Source organism: Xanthobacter sediminis (assembly GCF_043195015.1).
In the GTDB taxonomy this organism is placed as follows: domain Bacteria; phylum Pseudomonadota; class Alphaproteobacteria; order Rhizobiales; family Xanthobacteraceae; genus Xanthobacter.
Genome location: NZ_JBAFWH010000013.1, coordinates 30,519 through 48,227, shown reverse-complemented (window position 1 = coordinate 48,227; position 17,709 = coordinate 30,519). Strand labels below are relative to the sequence as shown.

Sequence of the window (17,709 nt, the reverse complement as noted above, 5' to 3'; positions counted from 1 at the left end):
GCGATACCGTTTCGCGGCGGCCGGGGCCGGTGCGTAGCGTGATTTTCCCCAGCTCCTCCATCCCGCATGGACGCGAGCTCCTCCCTTCCGCTTCATTCGGCCCCTGTCCGCGCGCGGGCGCGAGCCTCGGCGCGCCGGAGCAGCTCTTCGAGCGCCTCCGGGTCCTCCGGCGCCAGGGTGACCGGCAGCACGGCGATGCCGGTCCTCAGGTCCCGAAGCTCGGGCGTGCCGAGGCGTGCCATGTCCTTGGCGGTGGTCACCAGCGTCGCCCCGGCGCGCGCGGCGTCCCGCAGGAGAGCTTCGATCTCGCCCCGGCGAAAGGGGTGGTGGTCGGGGAAGGGGGCGCGGGCCCGCAGGTCGAGCCCTTCCAGTTCCAGGGTCGAGAAGAACTTCTCCGGCCGGCCGATGCCGGCGAAGGCGTGGAGCGGGCGCCCACGCAGGGCCGCCACGGCTGAGGGCTCTGGCGTGAGGCGGGCGCGCAGCACGGTCCGGCCCCGGCGCACGGCCTCTCTTGCCACGACCTCGCCCGCGTCCCCCTCGCCCACCAGCAGCACCGCATCCGCCCGCGTGATCTGCGGCCCGAGCGGCGCGCGCAGGGGGCCGGCCGGCAGCACCGCGCCGTTGCCCACGCCCACCGCGGCGTCCACCACCAGCAGGCTTGCATCCTTGGCGAGGCGCGGATTCTGGAAGCCGTCGTCCATCACGATGTGGCTCGCGCCGGAGGCCACAGCGAGGCGCGCGCCACCCGCCCGGTCGCCGCCGGCGACGATGGTCGGCGCGTGCCGGGCCAGCAGCAGCGCCTCGTCGCCAACGGGGCGGGCGTCGTGCCGCGCGGGATCGACCAGGAGGGGGGTGGCGGCGGAGCCGCCATGGCCGCGCAGCAGGGCGAACGGCCGCATGCCCGCCGCCGCGAGGCGATCAAGGAACCACAGGGCTGTCGGCGTCTTGCCGGCGCCGCCCACGGTGGGGTTGCCGATGCAGAGCACCGGCACCGGCACCGTCTCGCCCCGGCCGCCCATGCGGGCGAGGGTGACCGCGCCCAGGACCGCGCCCACGGGCGATAGCAGCCCCGCCGCGAGCCCCGGCGGCCGCCACCAGAAGCCGGGAGCGCGGGCGGTCATCGGTGCTGCAGGCGGATGTGGATGAGGTAGGGCTCGATGGCGCGCAGGGTGTGTTCCAGCGCGCCGCCAAGGGCTTCCATGGTCTTCAGCCCCTGGGCCACGGCCTGGGCACGCAGGTCGGGATCGCGCATCAGCACGAAGGCGGTGCGGGCGAGGGTGGCCGCGTCGCTCACCGGCAGGGCGCCATACTGGGCGTCGAGGTGGGTGTAGGTCTCGGTGAAATTGTCCACATGGGGCCCATGCAGCACCACGCTGCCGAGCTTCACCGCCTCGATGGGGTTCTGGCCGCCACGGGGCACCAGGGAGCCGCCGACGAACGAAACCGGCGCCAGGCGGTAGAACAGGCCCAGCTCGCCCACCGTGTCGGCCACGTAGAAGTCGGCATCGGCGGCGGGCAGCTCGTCGCGGCTGCGCTGGGCGGCGGCCCAGCCGGCCGCCTCGGCCGCGGCGACGATGGCGCCCCCGCGCTCGGGATGGCGGGGCACGATCACGGTGAGCAGGTCGGTGATTTGTTCGGCAAGGATGGCGTGCGCCTCCATCACCACCTGGTCTTCGCCCGGATGGGTGGAGGCTGCCAGCAGCAGAGGCCGGTTGCCGATGGCCTGGGTGAACTCGGCGAAATCGGCCGGATCGGCGGCGGGCGGCGGCACGTCGAACTTCAGGTTGCCGCACACCTCCACCCGCTCGGCGCCGAGCGCACGGAAGCGCTGGGCGTCGTCCTCGCTCTGGGCAAGGCACAGGTCCACCCGGGAGAGCAGCGCCTGCGCGCTCCGCGGCAGCTTGCCCCAGCGCTCGGCGGAGCGGGTGGACAGGCGCCCGTTCACCAGCACCACCGGCGTCTCGCGCCGGTTCAGCTCGGAGAGGAGGTTGGGCCACAGCTCGGATTCGGCGAGCAGCACCAGGTCCGGCCGCCAGTGGTCGAGGAAGCGCCGCACGAAGGGGGCGGCATCGAGCGGGCAGAACTGGTGGATGACGCCCTCGGGCGCGCGGTGGGCGGCGACCTTGCTGGAGGTGAGGGTGCCGGAGGTGAGCAGCACCTCATAGCCGCGCGCGCGCAGGTTCTCGATCAGCGGCAGCACGCAGGTCACCTCGCCCACGCTGGCGCCGTGCACCCAGATGAGCGCGCCTTCCGGCCGCTCGGCGCTGGCATGGCCGCGCCGCTCGGCGAGGCGGCCGGGGTCTTCCTTGCCCTTGCGGACGCGATAGCCGAGCCAGGCCGGCGTGAGCAGGGCGGCGGCGGAGCTGGCGCCCCGGTAGAGCCGCAGCGTCACCGGCAACGCGCGGGATCTCTTCATGCGAGCCTCGACCGGGCGGCCTCGCCGCGCCCGCGCGCAAGCGCCTCGGCGCGCTTCGTCACAGCTTCCAGCCGTGCCTGCAGTTCGTCGCGGGCGGCGGCGAGCGCGGCTTCGTCGGCCTCGCGCGGCACGTAGAGCGGCTCCCCGACCACGGCCGCCCCGCGCCCGAACGGCAGGTTCAGGCTGGCGCGGTCCCAGCTCTTGAGGGTGATGCGATGTTGGGTGGCCATTGCGACGGGGATGATAGGCCGTCCCGAATACCGTGCAATAGTAACGACGCCGAGCCCCACGCGGCGGGCGATCTTGGGGACGTCGGCAGTCATGGCGACGGTGACGCCCGCTTCCAGCGTGGCGAGCATCTCATAGGTCGCGGAAACCGCGCCCTTGCGGTGGAAGTCGTTGCGCGAGGTGGCGCCCGAGCCGCGGATGGTGCCCACCCCGAGCTTCTCGGCCGCGATGGCGTTGATTTCCGCGTCGGCGTGACGGGAGATCAGCACCTTCGCCTGGTGGTGCGGCTTGCGCGCGAACGGCGTCAGGAAATGCTGGCCGTGCCAGAAGGTCAGGATGGCCGGCAGGCGCGCGTCGATGGTCTCGAAGACATCGGGCGGCTCGATGACGAACCGCGTGGTGTGCGCCACCAACTTGAAATAGGAAGCAAAGGTCGTCCCCGCCGCGAGTTGGAACGCGCGGTTGGTCCTCAGTCGCCGCCACATTGTTCTTTTTGCTCGCTGTGGTGAGAGGCACGCGGCCATGGACAGCCGCGCACGGCGCCATCCATAGCCTCTCTGCGGCTCCAGTCAAACGGCGGGAGCGGATCTGCCTCTTCCGGCGCGCCCCATGCGGCGGTGCCGCAAGGTCAGGCGCGCCTTTTTGCGCGCTGGCTCAGGCGCCCAGGGCCTTGCCGGTCTCCGGGTCCAGGAGGCGGTGCAGGTGGACCACGAAATAGCGCATCATGGCGTTGTCCACATTCTGCTGGGACTTCGCCTTCCAGGCCGCCGCCGCGCTCGCGTAGTCGGGGAAGATGCCGACGATGTCGAGCTTGGAGAGGTCCTTGAACTCGGTGCCGTCGAGGGCGGCGAGCTCGCCGCCGAAGACGAGGTGGGGCAGTTGCTTGCTGGAGCTGGTCATGGCGTGTCCGGAAAGAGGGTCACGGTCGGGGGTGGGGCGTCCCGGGTGGGACGGTGGAAGGGGGAAGGCCGTTGGCGGCGGCCAGCGCGGCCGGGTGCAGCGCGCGGCCGGCGCACACCAGCGGCGGATGGCGCGGCACCGCGCGATTGTAGGCGAGGGGCGCGGCGTCCAGCGTGGTGAGGCGCCCGCCGGCTTCCTCCACCAGAAGGTCCGCTGCGGCGAGGTCCCAGTCGTGGCTGTTGGCGCGGGAGAGGGCGATGTCCACCTCGTCGGTGGCCACGCGGGCAAGCCGCAGCGCCAGCGAGTGGCCGCGCGGCAGGCGGGTGATGGCGGCAGCGCGGGCGATGAGGTCGAGCGCATCCACCGGGCCGGCGGCACGGGCCCCCTCCAGCGTGGCGCGGGTCGTTGCGGTGATGGGCGCGCCGTTGCGTCGCGCGCCGGCGCCACGCATGGCGATGAACATCTCGTCCAGCACCGGTGCGAACAAAGCGGCGAGGCGCGGGCGCCCGTCCTCCACCAGCGCCACCGAAACCGCCCAATCGGGCGCGCCATGCATGTAGCCGCGGGTGCCGTCGATGGGGTCCACCACCCACACCCGGCGGGCCGAGAGGCGGGCCGCGTCGTCGGCGGTCTCTTCCGAAAGCCAGGCGCAATCGGGCGCGAGGGAGGTGAGGTGGCTGTGCAGGAACCGGTCGACGGCGATGTCGGCCTCGGTCACCGGGGAATTGTTGCCCTTGCTCCAGGACTTCACCCCGGCGGCGAACATGGAGCGCGCAAGCTCGCCCGCCTCCGCCACCACGTCCGTCAGGTGGCGGGCGAGGGTTTCGTCGTCCGGGCGCAGGGCGTTCCCCTCGCCGGCGGCGGCGCTGACTGGCTCGACGCTCATGGCCTCGCCACATAGGAGCAGGCTGAGCGGAAGGCAATGCGCCTTCCGTCTTCTAAGAGCCTGAAAAGCGGGCAGATGCAGGGTTTGGGAGGTGAAAACACAAAATAATTCATTGGTATACAAGCAAGAGTGATTTTACGCCGCACACGCTCTTTCGCTGCATTTTGATTGGGCAGTGCTCAGGGAAAGATCAGTCGCAGCACGCTCGGCACCAGCGTATCGAGGCTGAGGCCGGCGAACAGGATGAGCCCGGCGTCGCGGTTGGAGCGGAAAATGGCAAGGCAGCGCGCGGAATCGTCGATGTCGAGCCGCGTCACCTGCCAATAGAGATGGGCGGCGAAGCCGACAAGGCCCAGAATCGAGAACAGTCCCACCGGAACCAGCAGCAGCGCGCCGGCGAACAGCGCCACCACCGCCGTGTAGCACAGCGCCACCGCGACGCCCGTGCGGCGCCCGAACAGCAGCGCCGTGGAGCGCACGCCAACGATGGCGTCATCCTCCCGGTCCTGGTGGGCATAGATGGTGTCGTAGGCGAACACCCACAGCACCGCGCCGGCGAACAGCAGCAGGGCAGGGTCCGAGATGGTGTCGAACACGCTCGCCCAGCCCATCAGCGCGCCCCACGAGAAGGCGATGCCGAGAGTGAGCTGCGGCACCGAGGTGATGCGTTTCATGAGCGGATAGACCGCCACCACCCCCAGCGAGGCGAGGCCAGTGACGATGGCGAAGCGCGGCAGGCACAACAGTACCGCGAGGCCCACGAGGCACTGGAACACGAGAAAGGCGAGGGCGGCCGGCACGCTCACCGCGCCGGAAGCCACCGGCCGGGCGCGGGTGCGCGCCACCGCGCGGTCGATCTTGCGGTCGAGGATGTCGTTCCAGGTGCAGCCGGCGCCGCGCATGGCCACCGAGCCGATGGCGAACAGCACCAGCAGCCGCGGGTCGGGATAGGGTGCATCAGCCGCGACGGCGGCCAGCGCCGTGGACCACCAGCACGGCAGCAGCAGCAGCCAGGAGCCGATGGGCCGGTCGAGCCGCGCGAGATGGAGATAGGGCCGCACCAGGGCGGGGGCGTGGCGGTCGACCCAGTTGTCCGGCGGCGCATCCGCGACCGTGGGGCCGGCCATGCCTTCCTGTGTGCTCAAGCCGATGCCTATTTCTGGAGGACGTTGCCGCTCAGGGTGTCGAACACGCCGCTCTTGCCGTCCGCAGCCTTGCCGGTGGAATAGCCGGTGGTGATGCCGAGGGCACTGGACATGGAGCCCTGGGGCGGCGGCTTGGCCGGCCCACCCGTGGCGCCGCCGTTAGCGGCCACCTGGCACACCTTGTCACGGATCTCGTTGGTCTTCTTGTGGCTGGCGGCGGCCTGCTTGATGGCCTGGTCGGGAATCTGGCACCAGTCCTTGTTTTGGGTGAGGAATTCCACCCATTTCGCCTCGGCGCTGGAGAACGAGCGGAACAGCGGGCACAGGGTCTGCGGATCGGCTTTCCGCTTGCCGGCCTCGTTCAGGGCCTTGCCCTTCTGCTCCAGGTCGGCGCGCGCGGCGGCGACATCGCTCTGGCAGTCCGCCCGCGCGCTGGCGATGGACAGGGCGCTCACGACGGCGATGGCCGCGATCTTGAGCGTCGTCTTCTGCATCGAGCACTGCCCTTTCATTCTCCGCCCCCGGCTATCTCTTGATATACAGAGCGCAGACATGGGGCAATATCACGGCAAAGCCGGCATGACGGCCGGCGGACGTTGCGGCAGGTTGCCACGAGGGGCGTGAAGGTTCCGTTTCCGGGTGTCGGCGGCAGGCCGGCGGGAAGCTTCCATGCGCCGCCGGCCCTTGTCCTTCCGCCGGCCGTGTGGGAGAGGCAGGGCGAATGGGCCCCCTCGCGCGGCCCCTGGGACCCGGACGATGCCGATGAGCATGACGCAAGACCAGCCGGCCTCCGAGTCGGAGACAATGGCGCGCCCGGCGCCCTTCACGGATCTCGTGCCCGCGCTGCGAGCCCGCGTGCCCGGCCTGCGCGGCCGGCTCGAGGCGAACGCGCCGCTTGCCGAGCTGACATGGTTCCGCGCGGGCGGCCCGGCGCAGGCGCTGTTCCTGCCCGCCGATGCGGACGACCTTGCCGCGCTGCTGGCGGCGCTGCCGGCGGAGGTGCCGGTGACGGTCATCGGTCTTGGCTCCAACCTCATCGTTCGCGACGGCGGGGTGCCGGGGCTGGTGATCCGGCTGGCCAAGGGCTTCACGGAGATCGCCGTGGACGGCTGCCGCGTCGGCGCCGGCGCCGGCGTGCCGGATGTGAAGGTGGCGCGCGCGGCAGCCGAGGCGGGGCTCGATGGCTTCGCCTTCCTGCGCGGCATTCCCGGCGCGGTGGGCGGCGCCCTGCGCATGAACGCGGGCGCCTATGGCGGGGAGGTGAAGGACATCCTGGTCTCGGCCGAGGCGGTCAGCCGCGCCGGGGAGAAGCTGGAGCTGTCCGCCGCCGATATGGGCTTCACCTACCGCCATTGCGCAGCGCCGGCTGACCTGATCTTCACCCGCGCGGTGTTCGAGGGGCGGCCGGGCGACCGCGAGGCCATCGCCGCGCAGATGGCGCATATCACCCAGAGCCGGGAAGCCACCCAGCCCATCAAGAGCCGCACCGGCGGCTCCACCTTCAAGAATCCGCCGGGCACCAGCGCCTGGAAGCTGGTGGATGCTGCCGGGCTGCGTGGCTTCACCCTGGGTCGGGCGCAGGTGTCCGAGCTGCACACGAACTTCCTGGTCAACCTGGGCGGCGCCACCGCCGCCGAGATCGAGGCCCTGGGCGAGGAGGTCCGGCGGCGGGTGCTGGCCGCCACCGGCGTGAGCCTGGAATGGGAGATCAAGCGGATCGGCCTGCCCGCCTGATCCCTCTGCCTATTCGGCCGCCCGCAGGGCAGCAGGGGCGAGCCGCACCACATCGCCGATCTGCCCCGCTTGCGCGGCGGGCCGCGCCTGCACGATGACGCCATGCCAGCCGAGGCCGCGATAGGTCTCGTAGCCGGGGGTGAGGGCATAGCCTACCATGGCGCCCTGGGCGTCGGTGTAGTGGCCGCTGTCCCCTTCCGTCCGGAGGGGAAAGACCTCCGAGAGGATGCCCTTGCCGTCCGACGAGGCGATGACGCGATGGCGTGAATCGAGCAGCAGGCAGCGCGTGCGGGCCTGCTCCTCGGCGCTGCGCCGGCCGCCGCTGACCACGGCGGCGGCCTGGGGCTGCCAGTCGAAGAAGATGCCGAGCACCCCCATCGGCCGGCCCGCGGCCTCGCCGCCGGCGCGCACGGCGGTGGCGTAGGTGGCCGCCTGGGCCTGGCCCAAGGCGGGGATGGTCTCCACGTCGGCGACGGAGAAATCCTCACCGCTGCGGGTGGCCATGGCGGCGCGGAACCATTCCGTGCGCGAGACGTCGGCGCCCACGGCGCGGCGGTAGCGGTCGGGCCGGCCGTTGGCCACCACGCGCCCGTCGGCGTCGACGATCCAGAGGTCGAGATAGACCGTGTAGCTCTGGAGGATCACGCCCAGCCGCTCGGCCGCGTGGCGGGCGGTTTCGGGGCCGGGCGCCTCCAGGCAGTCCACCACGGCTTTGTCGGTGGCCCACCAGCGCACGTCGCACGAGCGCTCGTAGAGATTGCGATCGATGATCTCGATCATGTTCAGCGCCTGGTCGGCGAGGCGCTGCCCGCGCACCTGCTCGGCCATGCGGCGACCGATCTCGGTGAGCTCGACGATGGAACGCGAGAGGTCGGTGGAGAGGGCGCTCGAGATCTCCTGGATCCGTTGCGACACCGCCTTCACTTCGTTGGCGACCACCGAGAAGCCGCGTCCGGCGTCGCCGGCGCGGGCGGCCTCGATGAGCGCGTTGAGGGCAAGCGTGCGCGTCTCCCGCGTCACGCCGTTGATCAGGTCGATTTTCTCATGGGCAATGGCGCCGATCTGCTCGGAGAGCATCACGACGCGTTCCGGTTCAGCGCTCATGTGACTTCCTCATGAGGTGTGCTGCCTGCTTTTTCAGCTGAGCAAGAAATGAGCCATATTTGTCAGTGCCGGACGGCGGCAGCCGGTCTTCGGGCCGTTATCTTCGTACCGTTACGCTTCGGGCATGGCCAAGCTTGACGGGATATGTCGTTACCTCTCCTCCGGTATTTGCCCTCCATGACGGCCTGAGGAGCTCAGGGCAGGATGGCCACGGCTGGGGCGATTTTTCGTTGCCAACGCCACCCTTCAGGCCGCGGCGAAGTCCGCCGAGCGGTGTTTCGGGCCCCGCGGACGCGAAAAATGGAGGCAGGTGCCACAGGAACGGGCATCGGAATGCCCGTGCCCGGTGTGCCTTCCCGCGTGCGGCCCTTAGGGAATTGCACACCGGAGCCGGTCTTCACTGGCGGCGGCCTTTGCCCGGCGCCTCCCGTGGCGCCGGCGGGGCGATTTTCTGCTACATCCCGCCGCCTCTGGCGCGGGGGCTTCAGGAGCGGTGAGCGATATGGCGAAACATGTGGCGGTGCTGATGGGCGGCTGGTCGTCCGAGCGGGAGGTCTCGCTGCGTTCCGGCGCCGCCTGCGCCGCGGCGCTGGAGGGCGCGGGCTACCGGGTGACCCGGGTGGACGTGGGCCGCGACGTGGGCGAGGTGCTGGCGCGCCTGAGGCCGGACGCGGCGCTGAACGTGCTGCACGGCCACCCCGGCGAGGACGGCACCATCCAGGGCGTGCTGGAGATCCTGCGCATTCCCTATAGCCACTCGGGCGTGCTCGCCTCGGCCCTCGCCATGGACAAGGCCCAGGCGCGCATCACCCTGGCGGCGGCCGGGGTTCCCGTGGCTGCCGGCCGCACCGTCACCCGCGCCGAGGCGGCGCTGGGCCATGTGATGGCGCCGCCCTATGTGCTGAAGCCGGTGGCGGAGGGCTCCAGCGTGGGCGTCTTCATCGTGCGCGAGGGCCAGGCCCACCCGCCCCAGGAACTCCACAGGGAAGATTGGACCTTCGGCGAAACCCTGCTGGCGGAAGCCTTCATCCCCGGCCTGGAGCTGACCTGCGGGGTGATGGGCGACACGCCCCTGGGGGTCATCGAGATCGAGGCGGTGCAACCGTTTTACGACTACGAAAGCAAGTATGCGCCCGGCGGCTCGCGCCACATTCTTCCGGCGCGGATTTTACCTGAAATTTACGAGCGCGTGCAGATGTTAAGCCTAACGGCGCACCGAGCTCTCGGCTGCCGGGGGGTGTCTCGCGCGGATTTCCGCTTCGACGTTTCCAAGGGCGATGCCTCCGGGCTCGTCTGCCTGGAAGTGAACACCCAGCCCGGCATGACCGAGACGTCCCTGGTGCCCGACATGGCGGCCCACGCGGGCATTTCATTCGGCGAGCTTGTGACATGGATGGTGGAGGACGCGTCGCTGGATCGGTAAGGGCCCCCCGGGCGGAGGCGCCTCGGGGCGCGGCGCCGAAGGCCGGCCCGGTTCCGCCCGGCCGGCACAAGCGCCTGCCGGTGGAGGACCTCCGCCCGGCGAGCCGCACTGCGCTGCTCCTGCGCCGCTTCACCGTGTGGCTGGGCGCCTCCCGGCTCGGCCAGCGCGGCGCCGGCCTGCTCATGGTGGCGGTCATCGGCGGCTTCTCGGCCTACGGCGTCGTGCTCGGCGGCCATGTGGAGGAGGCGCGGGAGATCGGCGTCGACCTCGCGGACGCGGCCGCCAACGTGGCCGGGTTCAAGGTGCGCGAGGTCAACCTCTCCGGCTACAATCACATGTCGCCGGCGGAGATCCTCCAGGCCGCCGGCATCAAGGGCTCCACCTCCATCCTGTTCGTCAACGCCGACGACACGCGCGCCCGGCTGGAGCAGATGCCCTGGATCCGCGCGGCGAGCGTGCGCAAGCAGTTCCCCGACCGCATCGACATCGCCATCGTCGAGCGCGAGGCATTCGCGCTCTGGCAGGTCAACGGCGAGATCAAGGTCATCGCCCGCGACGGCACCGCCATCGCCCCCTATTCCGACGACCCGCGCTACGTGGACCTGCCCATCGTGGTGGGCGAGGGCGCGGAGAAGCGGGTGGAGGAGATCGTGGACGCCCTCGCCCGCCTGCCGGACCTCAAGAGCCAGGTACGCGCCGCCATCCTGGTGGCCGAGCGCCGCTGGACCCTGAAGACGCGCAACGGCATCGACGTGCGCCTGCCCGAGCGGGAGGTGGAGGGCGCGCTGATGCAGCTCGTCGCCCTCGACCGCGACAAGAAGCTTCTGTCCCGTGACATCACCATCGTCGACCTGCGTCTGCCCGATCGCGTGGCGGTGCGCCTGTCGGACGCCGCCGCCGCCGCTCGCGACGAGATGCTGAAGGCGAAGGCCAAGGCCAAGAAGGGAGGCCCCGCATGAGGTCCCGGCTCGCCCAGGGGTTCGCGCCGAAGATGCGCCCGCTGCCGCCGCGCAAGGGCGGCATCGTGGGGGTGCTGGATATCGGCACCAGCAAGGTGGTGTGCGCCATCGCCAAGCTGCGGCCCCGCGGCGCGTCGGACGTGCTGAGCCGACGCACCCATTCCATCGATGTCCTCGGCATCGGCCACACCCGCGCCTACGGCATCAAGGGCGGCGCGGTGGTGGACATGGCCAAGGCCGAGCTCGCCATCCGCCAGGCGGTGGACATGGCCGAGCGCGCCTCTGGCGTGCAGATCGCCTCGGTGGTCGTCGGCGTCTCCGGCGGCCGGCTCGCCTCCCAGCACTACGAGGCGGCGGTGCGGCTCACCGCGCCGTCGGTGGAGGAATTCGACATCCGCCGCGTGCTGGAGGCCGCCTCCACCTATGCGGTGAACGATGGCCGGGCCGTGATGCACGCGCTGCCGGTGGGCTATTCGCTCGACGGGCGCTCCGGCATCGGCGAGCCATGCGGCATGCTGGGCCAGGAGCTCGGCGCCGACATGCATGTCATCACCGCCGACCTTACGGCGCTGAAGAACCTCGTGCTGTGCGTGGAGCGCTGCCATCTCTCCATCGAGGCCATGGTGGCGGCGCCCTATGCGGCGGCGCTCTCCTCCCTCACCGATGACGAGATGGAGCTGGGCGTTACCCTCATCGACATGGGGGCGGGCACCACCACCTTCGCCATCGTGGACGGGGGGCACTGCGTCTATGTGGACGGGGTGGCGCTGGGTGGCCACCACATCACCAACGATGTCGCGCGCGGGCTGCCGGCGCGGCTCGCCGACGCGGAGCGCATGAAGGCCCTGCACGGCGCCGTGGTGGCGGTGTCCTCCGACGAGCATGACATGCTCACCGTGCCGCCGCTCTCGGGCGACACGCGCGACCAGCCGCAGATGGTACCGAAGTCGCGGCTCGTCACCATCGTGCGGCCGCGGGCGGAAGAAATCGTGGAGTTGATTCGCGATCGGCTGAAGTCTTCCGGCCATGCCGGCGACGCGGGCCGGCGCATCGTGCTCACGGGCGGCGCCGCGCAGCTCCAGGGGCTGGCGGACCTGGTGGCGCGGGTGATCGGGCCGCAGGTCCGCATCGGCCGTCCGTTAGGAGTTTCGCGCCTGCCGGAAGCGGCGCGCGGGGCGGCGTTCGCGGTCACCGCGGGCCTGCTGGTCTACCCGCAAGCCGCTGGCCTTGAACACTTCGAGCCGCGCCGCCGGCAGGCGGTGGGCGCCGAGCCGCAGGGCTATTTCGGCCGCGTGGGGCGCTGGCTGAAGGACAGCTTTTAGACATGGTTAACCAAATCAGCAGTAACAAGTTGGTCAACGGGATTCATCGACAGGCGGTCTGAGCCGAACGGGTTCGACGGAGCGAAAATATGACGATCAACCTTCAGATGCCCGACATTCGTGAGCTCCGTCCGCGGATCACGGTGTTCGGTGTGGGCGGCGCCGGTGGCAACGCCGTGAACAACATGATCTCCTCGGGCCTGAGCGGCGTCGAGTTCGTGGTTGCGAACACCGACGCCCAGGCGCTCACCCTCACCAAGGCCGAGCGCGTGGTGCAGATGGGCGTGGCGGTGACCGAGGGGCTCGGCGCCGGCTCCCAGCCGGAAGTGGGCCGCGCCGCGGCTGAGGAAGTCATCGACGAGATCCGCGACCACCTGTCCGGCTCGCACATGGTGTTCATCACCGCCGGCATGGGCGGCGGCACCGGCACGGGCGCTGCCGCCGTGGTGGCCCGCGCGGCCCGCGAGCTCGGCATCCTCACCGTGGGCGTGGTCACCAAGCCCTTCCACTTCGAGGGCCTGCGCCGCATGCGGGTGGCCGAGCACGGCATCACCGAGCTGCAGAAGAGCGTCGACACCCTCATCGTCATCCCGAACCAGAACCTGTTCCGGGTGGCCAATGAGAAGACCACCTTCGCCGACGCCTTCGCGATGGCCGATCAGGTGCTCTATTCGGGCGTCGCCTGCATCACCGATTTGATGGTGAAGGAAGGCCTCATCAACCTCGACTTCGCCGACGTGCGCGCCGTGATGCGCGACATGGGCAAGGCCATGATGGGCACCGGCGAGGCTTCCGGCGAGAAGCGCGCCCTGCAGGCCGCCGAGGCCGCCATCGCCAATCCGCTGCTGGACGAGACCTCCATGCAGGGCGCCCGCGGCCTGCTGATCTCCATCACCGGCGGCAAGGACATGACCCTGTTCGAGGTGGACGAGGCGGCGACCCGCATCCGCGAGGAAGTGGACCCCGACGCCAACATCATCCTCGGCGCCACCTTCGACGAGATGCTGGACGGCATCATCCGCGTGTCCGTGGTGGCCACCGGCATCGATCCGCTCTCCATCCCCGACCAGATCCAGCCCCCGGCCGACCTTGGCGGTCGCAAGATGTCCAACGCCGGCCGCGTCGCGGTGGAGACCGCCCGTGAGGCGCAGATCCACTCGGCCGTCGCCGCCATCTCCGCCGAGGACCTCATCGGCCTCGAGGATTTCGCGCCCGTCGCCCAGCAGCCGGCCCCCGCGCCGATGCCGGAGCAGCCGGTGGCCATCGACGACGTGACCATCCGCGCCGCGCAGCCGCGCCCGTCCTTCCTCGCCGAGCCGGAGCCCGCTCCCGCGCCGATGCCGGTGCAGGAGGAGGATGACTTCGCGCCCTACATTCCGCCGCAGAGCCAGCGCGTGCGCACCACGCGGATGCCGCGGGTGGACGAGCTGCCGCTGCCGGCCCAGAACCAGATCCGCGCTCAGCGCGGCGAGCCGCCGCTGGAGCAGGCCCAGCCGGACAAGAAGCGCATGACCCTCCTGCAGCGCCTCGCCCATGTGGGCCGCCGCGAGGAGCCCGAGCCCGAGCCGGCGCGCCGCGACCAGCCGAGCATGCGCGCCCCCGAGCGTCGCCAGCCCGAGCCCCGCTACCAGGACCAGCGCGGCTACCAGGACCCGCGCGGCTATCAGGACCAGCGCCCGACCATGGGCGGCCATCCCGGCGAGGCGGTTTCCGAGTTCGCCAAGCGCCCGCAGAGCCGGCCCGTGATGGAGGTTCCCTCCCGTCCCGCGCCGCAGCGTGGCGAGGAGGACGACCACCTGGAAATCCCCGCCTTCCTGCGCCGCCAGGCGAACTGAGTCGGGCCCGGTTCCCGTCGAAGGCTGTAACAATAGGCTTGAGGCCGACTGTCATGGTCGGCCTTAAGCATTTGTTAAATAATGGAAATCGTGTCGTTGGCCTTGGTAACAGGCGGTAAGCAAGCGTGATTTGGCGCAGCGCAGCCTGGAGACTAGGGTGCCCCCAATCCTGATCGGCCCACACGCATCGCGTTGACAGTTTTTTTGGACAACCGCGGCGAAAGTGGGAAGGCAAGGTGAAGCTTTGGGGGAGAGCCTTTGGCCATTCGATGGCCCCGGCTCCCCGAGCATGGGACGACACCGATTATGCAGACCACTCTGGCTCGCGAGATTGCCCTCAAGGGGGCCGGCGTTCACGCCGGGGTCGAGGCGACCCTCACTCTGAAGCCGGCAGCCGCGAACACTGGTATCGTCTTCGTCCGCTCCTTCGCCGACAGCGCCCCGCGCAAGGCCACCGTTTCTCATAAGTCCGTGCAGGCCACCGACCTCGCCACCGTGCTCGGCGACCGCTCCGGCGCCCTGGTGTCCACGGTCGAGCACCTGCTCGCCACCTTCAACGGCCTCGGCATCGACAACGCCGTGGTGGAGATCGACGGCCCCGAGGTTCCGATCCTCGACGGCAGCGCTGTCGAGTTCGTCGCGGCCATCGATGCCGCCGGTGTCACCACCCTGCGCGGCCGCCGCAAGTATCTCAAGGTTCTGAAGCCCGTGCGGGTCGAGAACGGCGCCGCCTTCGGCGAGCTTCTCCCCTATGACGCCGGCTTCCGCCTCGAAGTGGAGATCGATTTTTCCCACGAGGCCATCGGCCGCCAGCGTTTCGCCGCCACCCTTTCTCCCGCGGTCTTCCGCCGCGAGCTGGCGCAGGCCCGCACCTTCGGCTTCCTCAGGGATGTGGAGCGCCTGCGCACTGCCGGCTATGCCCGCGGCGCCGCCCTTGAGAACACCGTGTGCCTCGATGAGGCCGGCGTCATCAATCCCGACGGCCTGCGCTTCACCGACGAATTCGTGCGCCACAAGGCCCTCGACGCGGTGGGCGACCTCGCTCTCGCCGGCATGCCGCTGCTGGCCCGCTACCGCTCCTTCCGCGGCGGCCACAAGCTGAACTTCCAGATGGTCAATGCGCTGCTCGCCGACCGCTCCGCTTATGCGGTGGTGGAAGAGGCCCGCCCGGTGCGCGAGACCGTCGGTGCCGAGATCGCCGGCGCCACCCCGGTTCCGGTGTTCGCCCCCGAGCTGTGAGGCGGCCGCACGGCCGGATGTCGCAGTTCCCTTTTTGGGCTCATCGTTTCAAGACCCCGTCCGGCGCACCGCCCGGCGGGGTCTTTGCTTTTGGGGGCTTCTTCTTCACGCGAAGTGGGTGCCGGCGCGCATGCGAGAAATGTGCTGCCTTGATAGACTGGTCGCCTTCCACGCGCGCTGTGAGCGGAGGGCTTTCCAAGCCGGCCCGGGACGCCGTGTGAAATATCAGGCGCTGGACCCGGCATCGAACGCTTCCGGGAGGCACCTTCTTCGGCGCGCGCCGCCGTCCACCGGGTTCCTGCGCCGTGGGGCGGACAGGTGGCTCCCCGCGAAGGGCCGCGCCTGGGGTGTCTTCAAGCGAAGTGGCTACCGGTTCGCGTGAAGAACGCGCATCAACACAAGGGCCTGGAGCATTTGGTGTGAGCCCATACGAACGGAAAATGCTCTAGGCGCGCGGTGCTGCGGAGCGCCTTGGCTCAATAGCCCAGGGCGCGGTCCACCACATGCAGCAACGGCAAGCCCGCCTGATGGCGGCGGATGCCTTCGATCACGGTTGGTGCCGCCGTTTCCGGCTGGGTGGGCGCAGCCGCGTGGGGCATCACGATGACCCGCGGATGCGACCAGAAGGGGTACTCCGCCGGCAGCGGCTCCACATGGAACACGTCCAGTGTGGCACCGGCCATGTGGCCGCTTTCCAGCGCGGCGAGGAGATCCTCGTCCACCAGATGGCCGCCGCGGGCCGCATTGATGAGGCAGGCGCCACGCGGCAGGTGGGCGAAGGTGTCCGCGTTCAGGATGCCGCGGCTCTCGGGGGTGAGGGGCAGCAGGCACACAAGGATCTCGGTTCCCGAAAGGAAGGGGCCGAGCCCCTCCCGCCCGTGGAAGCAGGTGACACCGGGAATGTCGCGCGCCGAGCGCGCCCAGCCGCGCACGGAAAAGCCTACCCGCGCGAGGTTCTCCGCGCAGAAGCGGCCGAGCTCGCCGAGCCCCATGATACCCACGGTGCGGTGGCGGGCGAGGGGCACGTTCCGCTCCTTCCACTCCCGCCGCGCCTGCTGAGCGGCGAAGGCGGGCATCTCACGGTGATAATAGAGCGCCTGCATGAGCACGAACTCGTTCATGCCGTGCTTCAGGCCCGGATCCACCATGCGCACCAGCGGCAGATGCGCCGGCACCACGTCGGCGCCGATGATGCTGTCGACGCCGGCGCCGAGGGAAAAGACCGCCTTGAGGTGCGGCAAGGCGGCGAGCACGCCCGCCGGCACCTTCCAGGCGAAGGCGTAGTCGATGTCCTCGGCCACGCCGACATTCGGCCACTGGCGGACCTCCAGCTCCGGCATCTCGCGGGCGAAGGCGGCGAGCCAGGGCTCGGGCGCGATGCCGGGGCAGGCCCAGAGCAGGACGGGCGGGCGTGGCGTGGAGGAGATCATCGGGCTTTCCGAAACGGGAGGGCGCTATTGCCCCGCCGCGGAGCGGGGTCGCCTTCTATATCGGCTTTTCGAGTGTGCACGCGAGCGGGCGCATCGGCCGCGTTGCATTCGCGCGAGCGCCGTGCAAGAGCTTTCCCGATTTGGCCGAATGGCTTCCATGTGCAGGATTCGTCATGAAAAAAGCGTCTCTGTTCGCTGCCGTCGCCGCGCTTGCGCTCTGTGCGATGCCTCGCCTCGGCCTTGCCGACACGGCGAAGTTCGAATGCGCCTGGCTACCGGCGGGTCAGAAGCCCTCCGCCGAGGTAGCGGCGCTGCTCGCCGCCGGTGATCCGCTGGACCAGCCCAATGTGCTGAACGCTGCAGTGGACAAGCTGAAGGCCAGCGGCCTGCGTCCCGCCCTCATCATCGACGGCCTCGTCAGCGCCTATTGCCCGGTCGTGGCGGAGAATGCCAGCTACACCGACGCGCAGAAGACCGCCCGCATGCAGGCTTTCGCGGCCCGCACCGTGCGCCTCGTCTATTCGCTGGAGACGGCCGACAAGATCTTCCTCGACGTGGGGCTGCCGCCGGCGGTGGTGGACGCGGTGAACGCCAAGGCGCGCGCCGGGGGCGTGAGCCAGCAGGAGTGGCTGGCCGGCGTCGTCACCACTGCTGCCGACGCGAAGTAAGCGGCATCCGGGGCGGCGGTTCGCCGCTGCCCCGCCCGGCTGCACGGGGGCCTTGCGCCTCCTGCCGATGAAAGATGCCGCGAAGGTGGGCGTGGCCTCGCTGCTGCGCCCATGCTTGAAAGTCGCCCGGCAGGATGCTGCGGAAACCTGGGCTCTTCGAATGCGAGCTCCCGGCGGCAAAGTTGAGCGCGCGCGGGTGACGCCTCAGTTTTGCTCTCTCGTGATGGGCCGGCTCAGCGGCGCGTCGCTTTTCCGGCTGTCGCCGGCTTCCTACATTCGGCTGGCGAACCGCCGGTTCAGCGCGCCGTTGCCGGTGTGAGCCAGCTCTCTCCGCTTGCCGGAAAGAGCGCGCAAACCGCTCATGGCCTGGAGACGGCGGCGAAATGCGCGCAATCTCCATTGGGGGTGAACGGGCGCGTT

General features: G+C 70.3%; 17 protein-coding genes. 8 read left to right on the top strand and 9 right to left on the bottom strand.

Annotated elements, in window-relative coordinates:
- Positions 1-92 precede the first annotated feature (92 nt).
- From lpxK to V5F61_RS16515, 7 genes are all read right to left on the bottom strand, one after another.
- The gene (gene lpxK, locus V5F61_RS16545) at positions 93-1,121 is read right to left on the bottom strand and encodes a tetraacyldisaccharide 4'-kinase (RefSeq protein ID WP_393989834.1); all 1,029 of its coding nucleotides are present in this window, start codon (positions 1,119-1,121) and stop codon (positions 93-95) included.
- A complete protein-coding gene (locus tag V5F61_RS16540; protein ID WP_393989835.1) occupies positions 1,118-2,416 on the bottom strand; it encodes a 3-deoxy-D-manno-octulosonic acid transferase in 1,299 nt (432 codons plus the stop codon). Before V5F61_RS16540 ends, lpxK begins: the two co-directional genes overlap by 4 nt.
- A complete protein-coding gene (locus V5F61_RS16535) occupies positions 2,413-3,129 on the bottom strand; it encodes a lysophospholipid acyltransferase family protein (RefSeq protein WP_393989836.1) in 717 nt (238 codons plus the stop codon). The genes V5F61_RS16540 and V5F61_RS16535 overlap by 4 nt, the downstream gene beginning before the upstream one ends.
- 169 nt (positions 3,130-3,298) lie before the next feature.
- Positions 3,299-3,544: a DUF4170 domain-containing protein gene (locus V5F61_RS16530; protein ID WP_393989837.1), complete on the bottom strand. Its 246-nt coding sequence runs from the start codon at positions 3,542-3,544 to the stop codon at positions 3,299-3,301.
- A gap of 19 nt (positions 3,545-3,563) precedes the next feature.
- Positions 3,564-4,430: a 3'(2'),5'-bisphosphate nucleotidase CysQ gene (locus V5F61_RS16525; RefSeq protein ID WP_393989838.1), complete on the bottom strand. Its 867-nt coding sequence runs from the start codon at positions 4,428-4,430 to the stop codon at positions 3,564-3,566.
- Positions 4,431-4,609: 179 nt separating this feature from the next.
- Positions 4,610-5,557: a 4-hydroxybenzoate octaprenyltransferase gene (ubiA, locus tag V5F61_RS16520; RefSeq protein WP_393989890.1), complete on the bottom strand. Its 948-nt coding sequence runs from the start codon at positions 5,555-5,557 to the stop codon at positions 4,610-4,612.
- Between the two features lie 26 nt (positions 5,558-5,583).
- Positions 5,584-6,069: a hypothetical protein gene (locus V5F61_RS16515; protein WP_393989839.1), complete on the bottom strand. Its 486-nt coding sequence runs from the start codon at positions 6,067-6,069 to the stop codon at positions 5,584-5,586.
- A 310-nt stretch (positions 6,070-6,379) separates the two neighbouring features.
- On the opposite strand from V5F61_RS16515, the gene murB reads away from it, so the two are divergent.
- Positions 6,380-7,309 carry a UDP-N-acetylmuramate dehydrogenase gene (gene murB / locus V5F61_RS16510; RefSeq protein WP_393989891.1) on the top strand — a complete coding sequence of 310 codons (930 nt, stop codon included), beginning with the start codon at positions 6,380-6,382 and terminating at the stop codon, positions 7,307-7,309.
- 9 nt (positions 7,310-7,318) lie between these two features.
- Here the strand turns inward: murB and V5F61_RS16505 are convergent, their stop codons facing one another.
- Complete coding sequence (locus V5F61_RS16505; RefSeq protein ID WP_393989840.1) at positions 7,319-8,413, bottom strand: methyl-accepting chemotaxis protein; 1,095 nt, start codon at positions 8,411-8,413, stop codon at positions 7,319-7,321.
- A 502-nt stretch (positions 8,414-8,915) separates the two neighbouring features.
- On the opposite strand from V5F61_RS16505, the gene V5F61_RS16500 reads away from it, so the two are divergent.
- From V5F61_RS16500 to lpxC, 5 genes are all read left to right on the top strand, one after another.
- Positions 8,916-9,836, top strand: a complete 921-nt coding sequence (locus V5F61_RS16500; protein WP_393989841.1) for a D-alanine--D-alanine ligase — start codon at positions 8,916-8,918, stop codon at positions 9,834-9,836.
- An 80-nt stretch (positions 9,837-9,916) separates the two neighbouring features.
- Positions 9,917-10,795, top strand: coding sequence for a cell division protein FtsQ/DivIB (locus tag V5F61_RS16495; protein ID WP_393989842.1), 879 nt, complete (start codon positions 9,917-9,919; stop codon positions 10,793-10,795).
- Positions 10,792-12,117 (top strand): cell division protein FtsA, encoded by a 1,326-nt coding sequence (gene ftsA, locus V5F61_RS16490; RefSeq protein WP_393989843.1) that lies wholly within the window; start codon positions 10,792-10,794, stop codon positions 12,115-12,117. Before V5F61_RS16495 ends, ftsA begins: the two co-directional genes overlap by 4 nt.
- Before the next feature lie 89 nt (positions 12,118-12,206).
- Positions 12,207-13,952, top strand: coding sequence for a cell division protein FtsZ (gene ftsZ, locus V5F61_RS16485; RefSeq protein WP_393989844.1), 1,746 nt, complete (start codon positions 12,207-12,209; stop codon positions 13,950-13,952).
- 306 nt (positions 13,953-14,258) lie between these two features.
- A complete protein-coding gene (gene lpxC, locus V5F61_RS16480) occupies positions 14,259-15,191 on the top strand; it encodes a UDP-3-O-acyl-N-acetylglucosamine deacetylase (protein WP_393989845.1) in 933 nt (310 codons plus the stop codon).
- A gap of 476 nt (positions 15,192-15,667) precedes the next feature.
- Here lpxC and V5F61_RS16475 read toward each other — a convergent pair whose 3' ends face one another.
- Complete coding sequence (locus V5F61_RS16475) at positions 15,668-16,621, bottom strand: 2-hydroxyacid dehydrogenase (protein ID WP_393989846.1); 954 nt, start codon at positions 16,619-16,621, stop codon at positions 15,668-15,670.
- A gap of 173 nt (positions 16,622-16,794) precedes the next feature.
- Between V5F61_RS16475 and V5F61_RS16470 the strand changes: the two genes are divergently transcribed.
- Both V5F61_RS16470 and V5F61_RS16465 read left to right on the top strand, forming a co-directional pair.
- Positions 16,795-17,289: a hypothetical protein gene (locus V5F61_RS16470; protein ID WP_393989847.1), complete on the top strand. Its 495-nt coding sequence runs from the start codon at positions 16,795-16,797 to the stop codon at positions 17,287-17,289.
- Between the two features lie 91 nt (positions 17,290-17,380).
- Complete coding sequence (locus V5F61_RS16465; protein ID WP_394104055.1) at positions 17,381-17,608, top strand: hypothetical protein; 228 nt, start codon at positions 17,381-17,383, stop codon at positions 17,606-17,608.
- Positions 17,609-17,709 lie beyond the last annotated feature (101 nt).

Bases quoted from the DNA above. Each gene is read 5' to 3' on its own strand.
- V5F61_RS16500 (WP_393989841.1), top strand. From the start codon at position 8,916: ATGGCGAAACATGTGGCGGTGCTGATGGGCGGCTGGTCGTCCGAGCGG.
- V5F61_RS16535 (WP_393989836.1), bottom strand. From the start codon at position 3,129: ATGTGGCGGCGACTGAGGACCAACCGCGCGTTCCAACTCGCGGCGGGG.
- V5F61_RS16505 (WP_393989840.1), bottom strand. From the start codon at position 8,413: ATGAGCGCTGAACCGGAACGCGTCGTGATGCTCTCCGAGCAGATCGGC.
- murB (WP_393989891.1), top strand. From the start codon at position 6,380: ATGGCGCGCCCGGCGCCCTTCACGGATCTCGTGCCCGCGCTGCGAGCC.
- ftsZ (WP_393989844.1), top strand. From the start codon at position 12,207: ATGACGATCAACCTTCAGATGCCCGACATTCGTGAGCTCCGTCCGCGG.
- V5F61_RS16475 (WP_393989846.1), bottom strand. From the start codon at position 16,621: ATGATCTCCTCCACGCCACGCCCGCCCGTCCTGCTCTGGGCCTGCCCC.
- V5F61_RS16540 (WP_393989835.1), bottom strand. From the start codon at position 2,416: ATGAAGAGATCCCGCGCGTTGCCGGTGACGCTGCGGCTCTACCGGGGC.
- V5F61_RS16525 (WP_393989838.1), bottom strand. From the start codon at position 4,430: ATGAGCGTCGAGCCAGTCAGCGCCGCCGCCGGCGAGGGGAACGCCCTG.
- V5F61_RS16470 (WP_393989847.1), top strand. From the start codon at position 16,795: ATGAAAAAAGCGTCTCTGTTCGCTGCCGTCGCCGCGCTTGCGCTCTGT.
- lpxK (WP_393989834.1), bottom strand. From the start codon at position 1,121: ATGACCGCCCGCGCTCCCGGCTTCTGGTGGCGGCCGCCGGGGCTCGCG.
- V5F61_RS16530 (WP_393989837.1), bottom strand. From the start codon at position 3,544: ATGACCAGCTCCAGCAAGCAACTGCCCCACCTCGTCTTCGGCGGCGAG.
- ubiA (WP_393989890.1), bottom strand. From the start codon at position 5,557: ATGGCCGGCCCCACGGTCGCGGATGCGCCGCCGGACAACTGGGTCGAC.
- ftsA (WP_393989843.1), top strand. From the start codon at position 10,792: ATGAGGTCCCGGCTCGCCCAGGGGTTCGCGCCGAAGATGCGCCCGCTG.
- lpxC (WP_393989845.1), top strand. From the start codon at position 14,259: ATGCAGACCACTCTGGCTCGCGAGATTGCCCTCAAGGGGGCCGGCGTT.
- V5F61_RS16515 (WP_393989839.1), bottom strand. From the start codon at position 6,069: ATGCAGAAGACGACGCTCAAGATCGCGGCCATCGCCGTCGTGAGCGCC.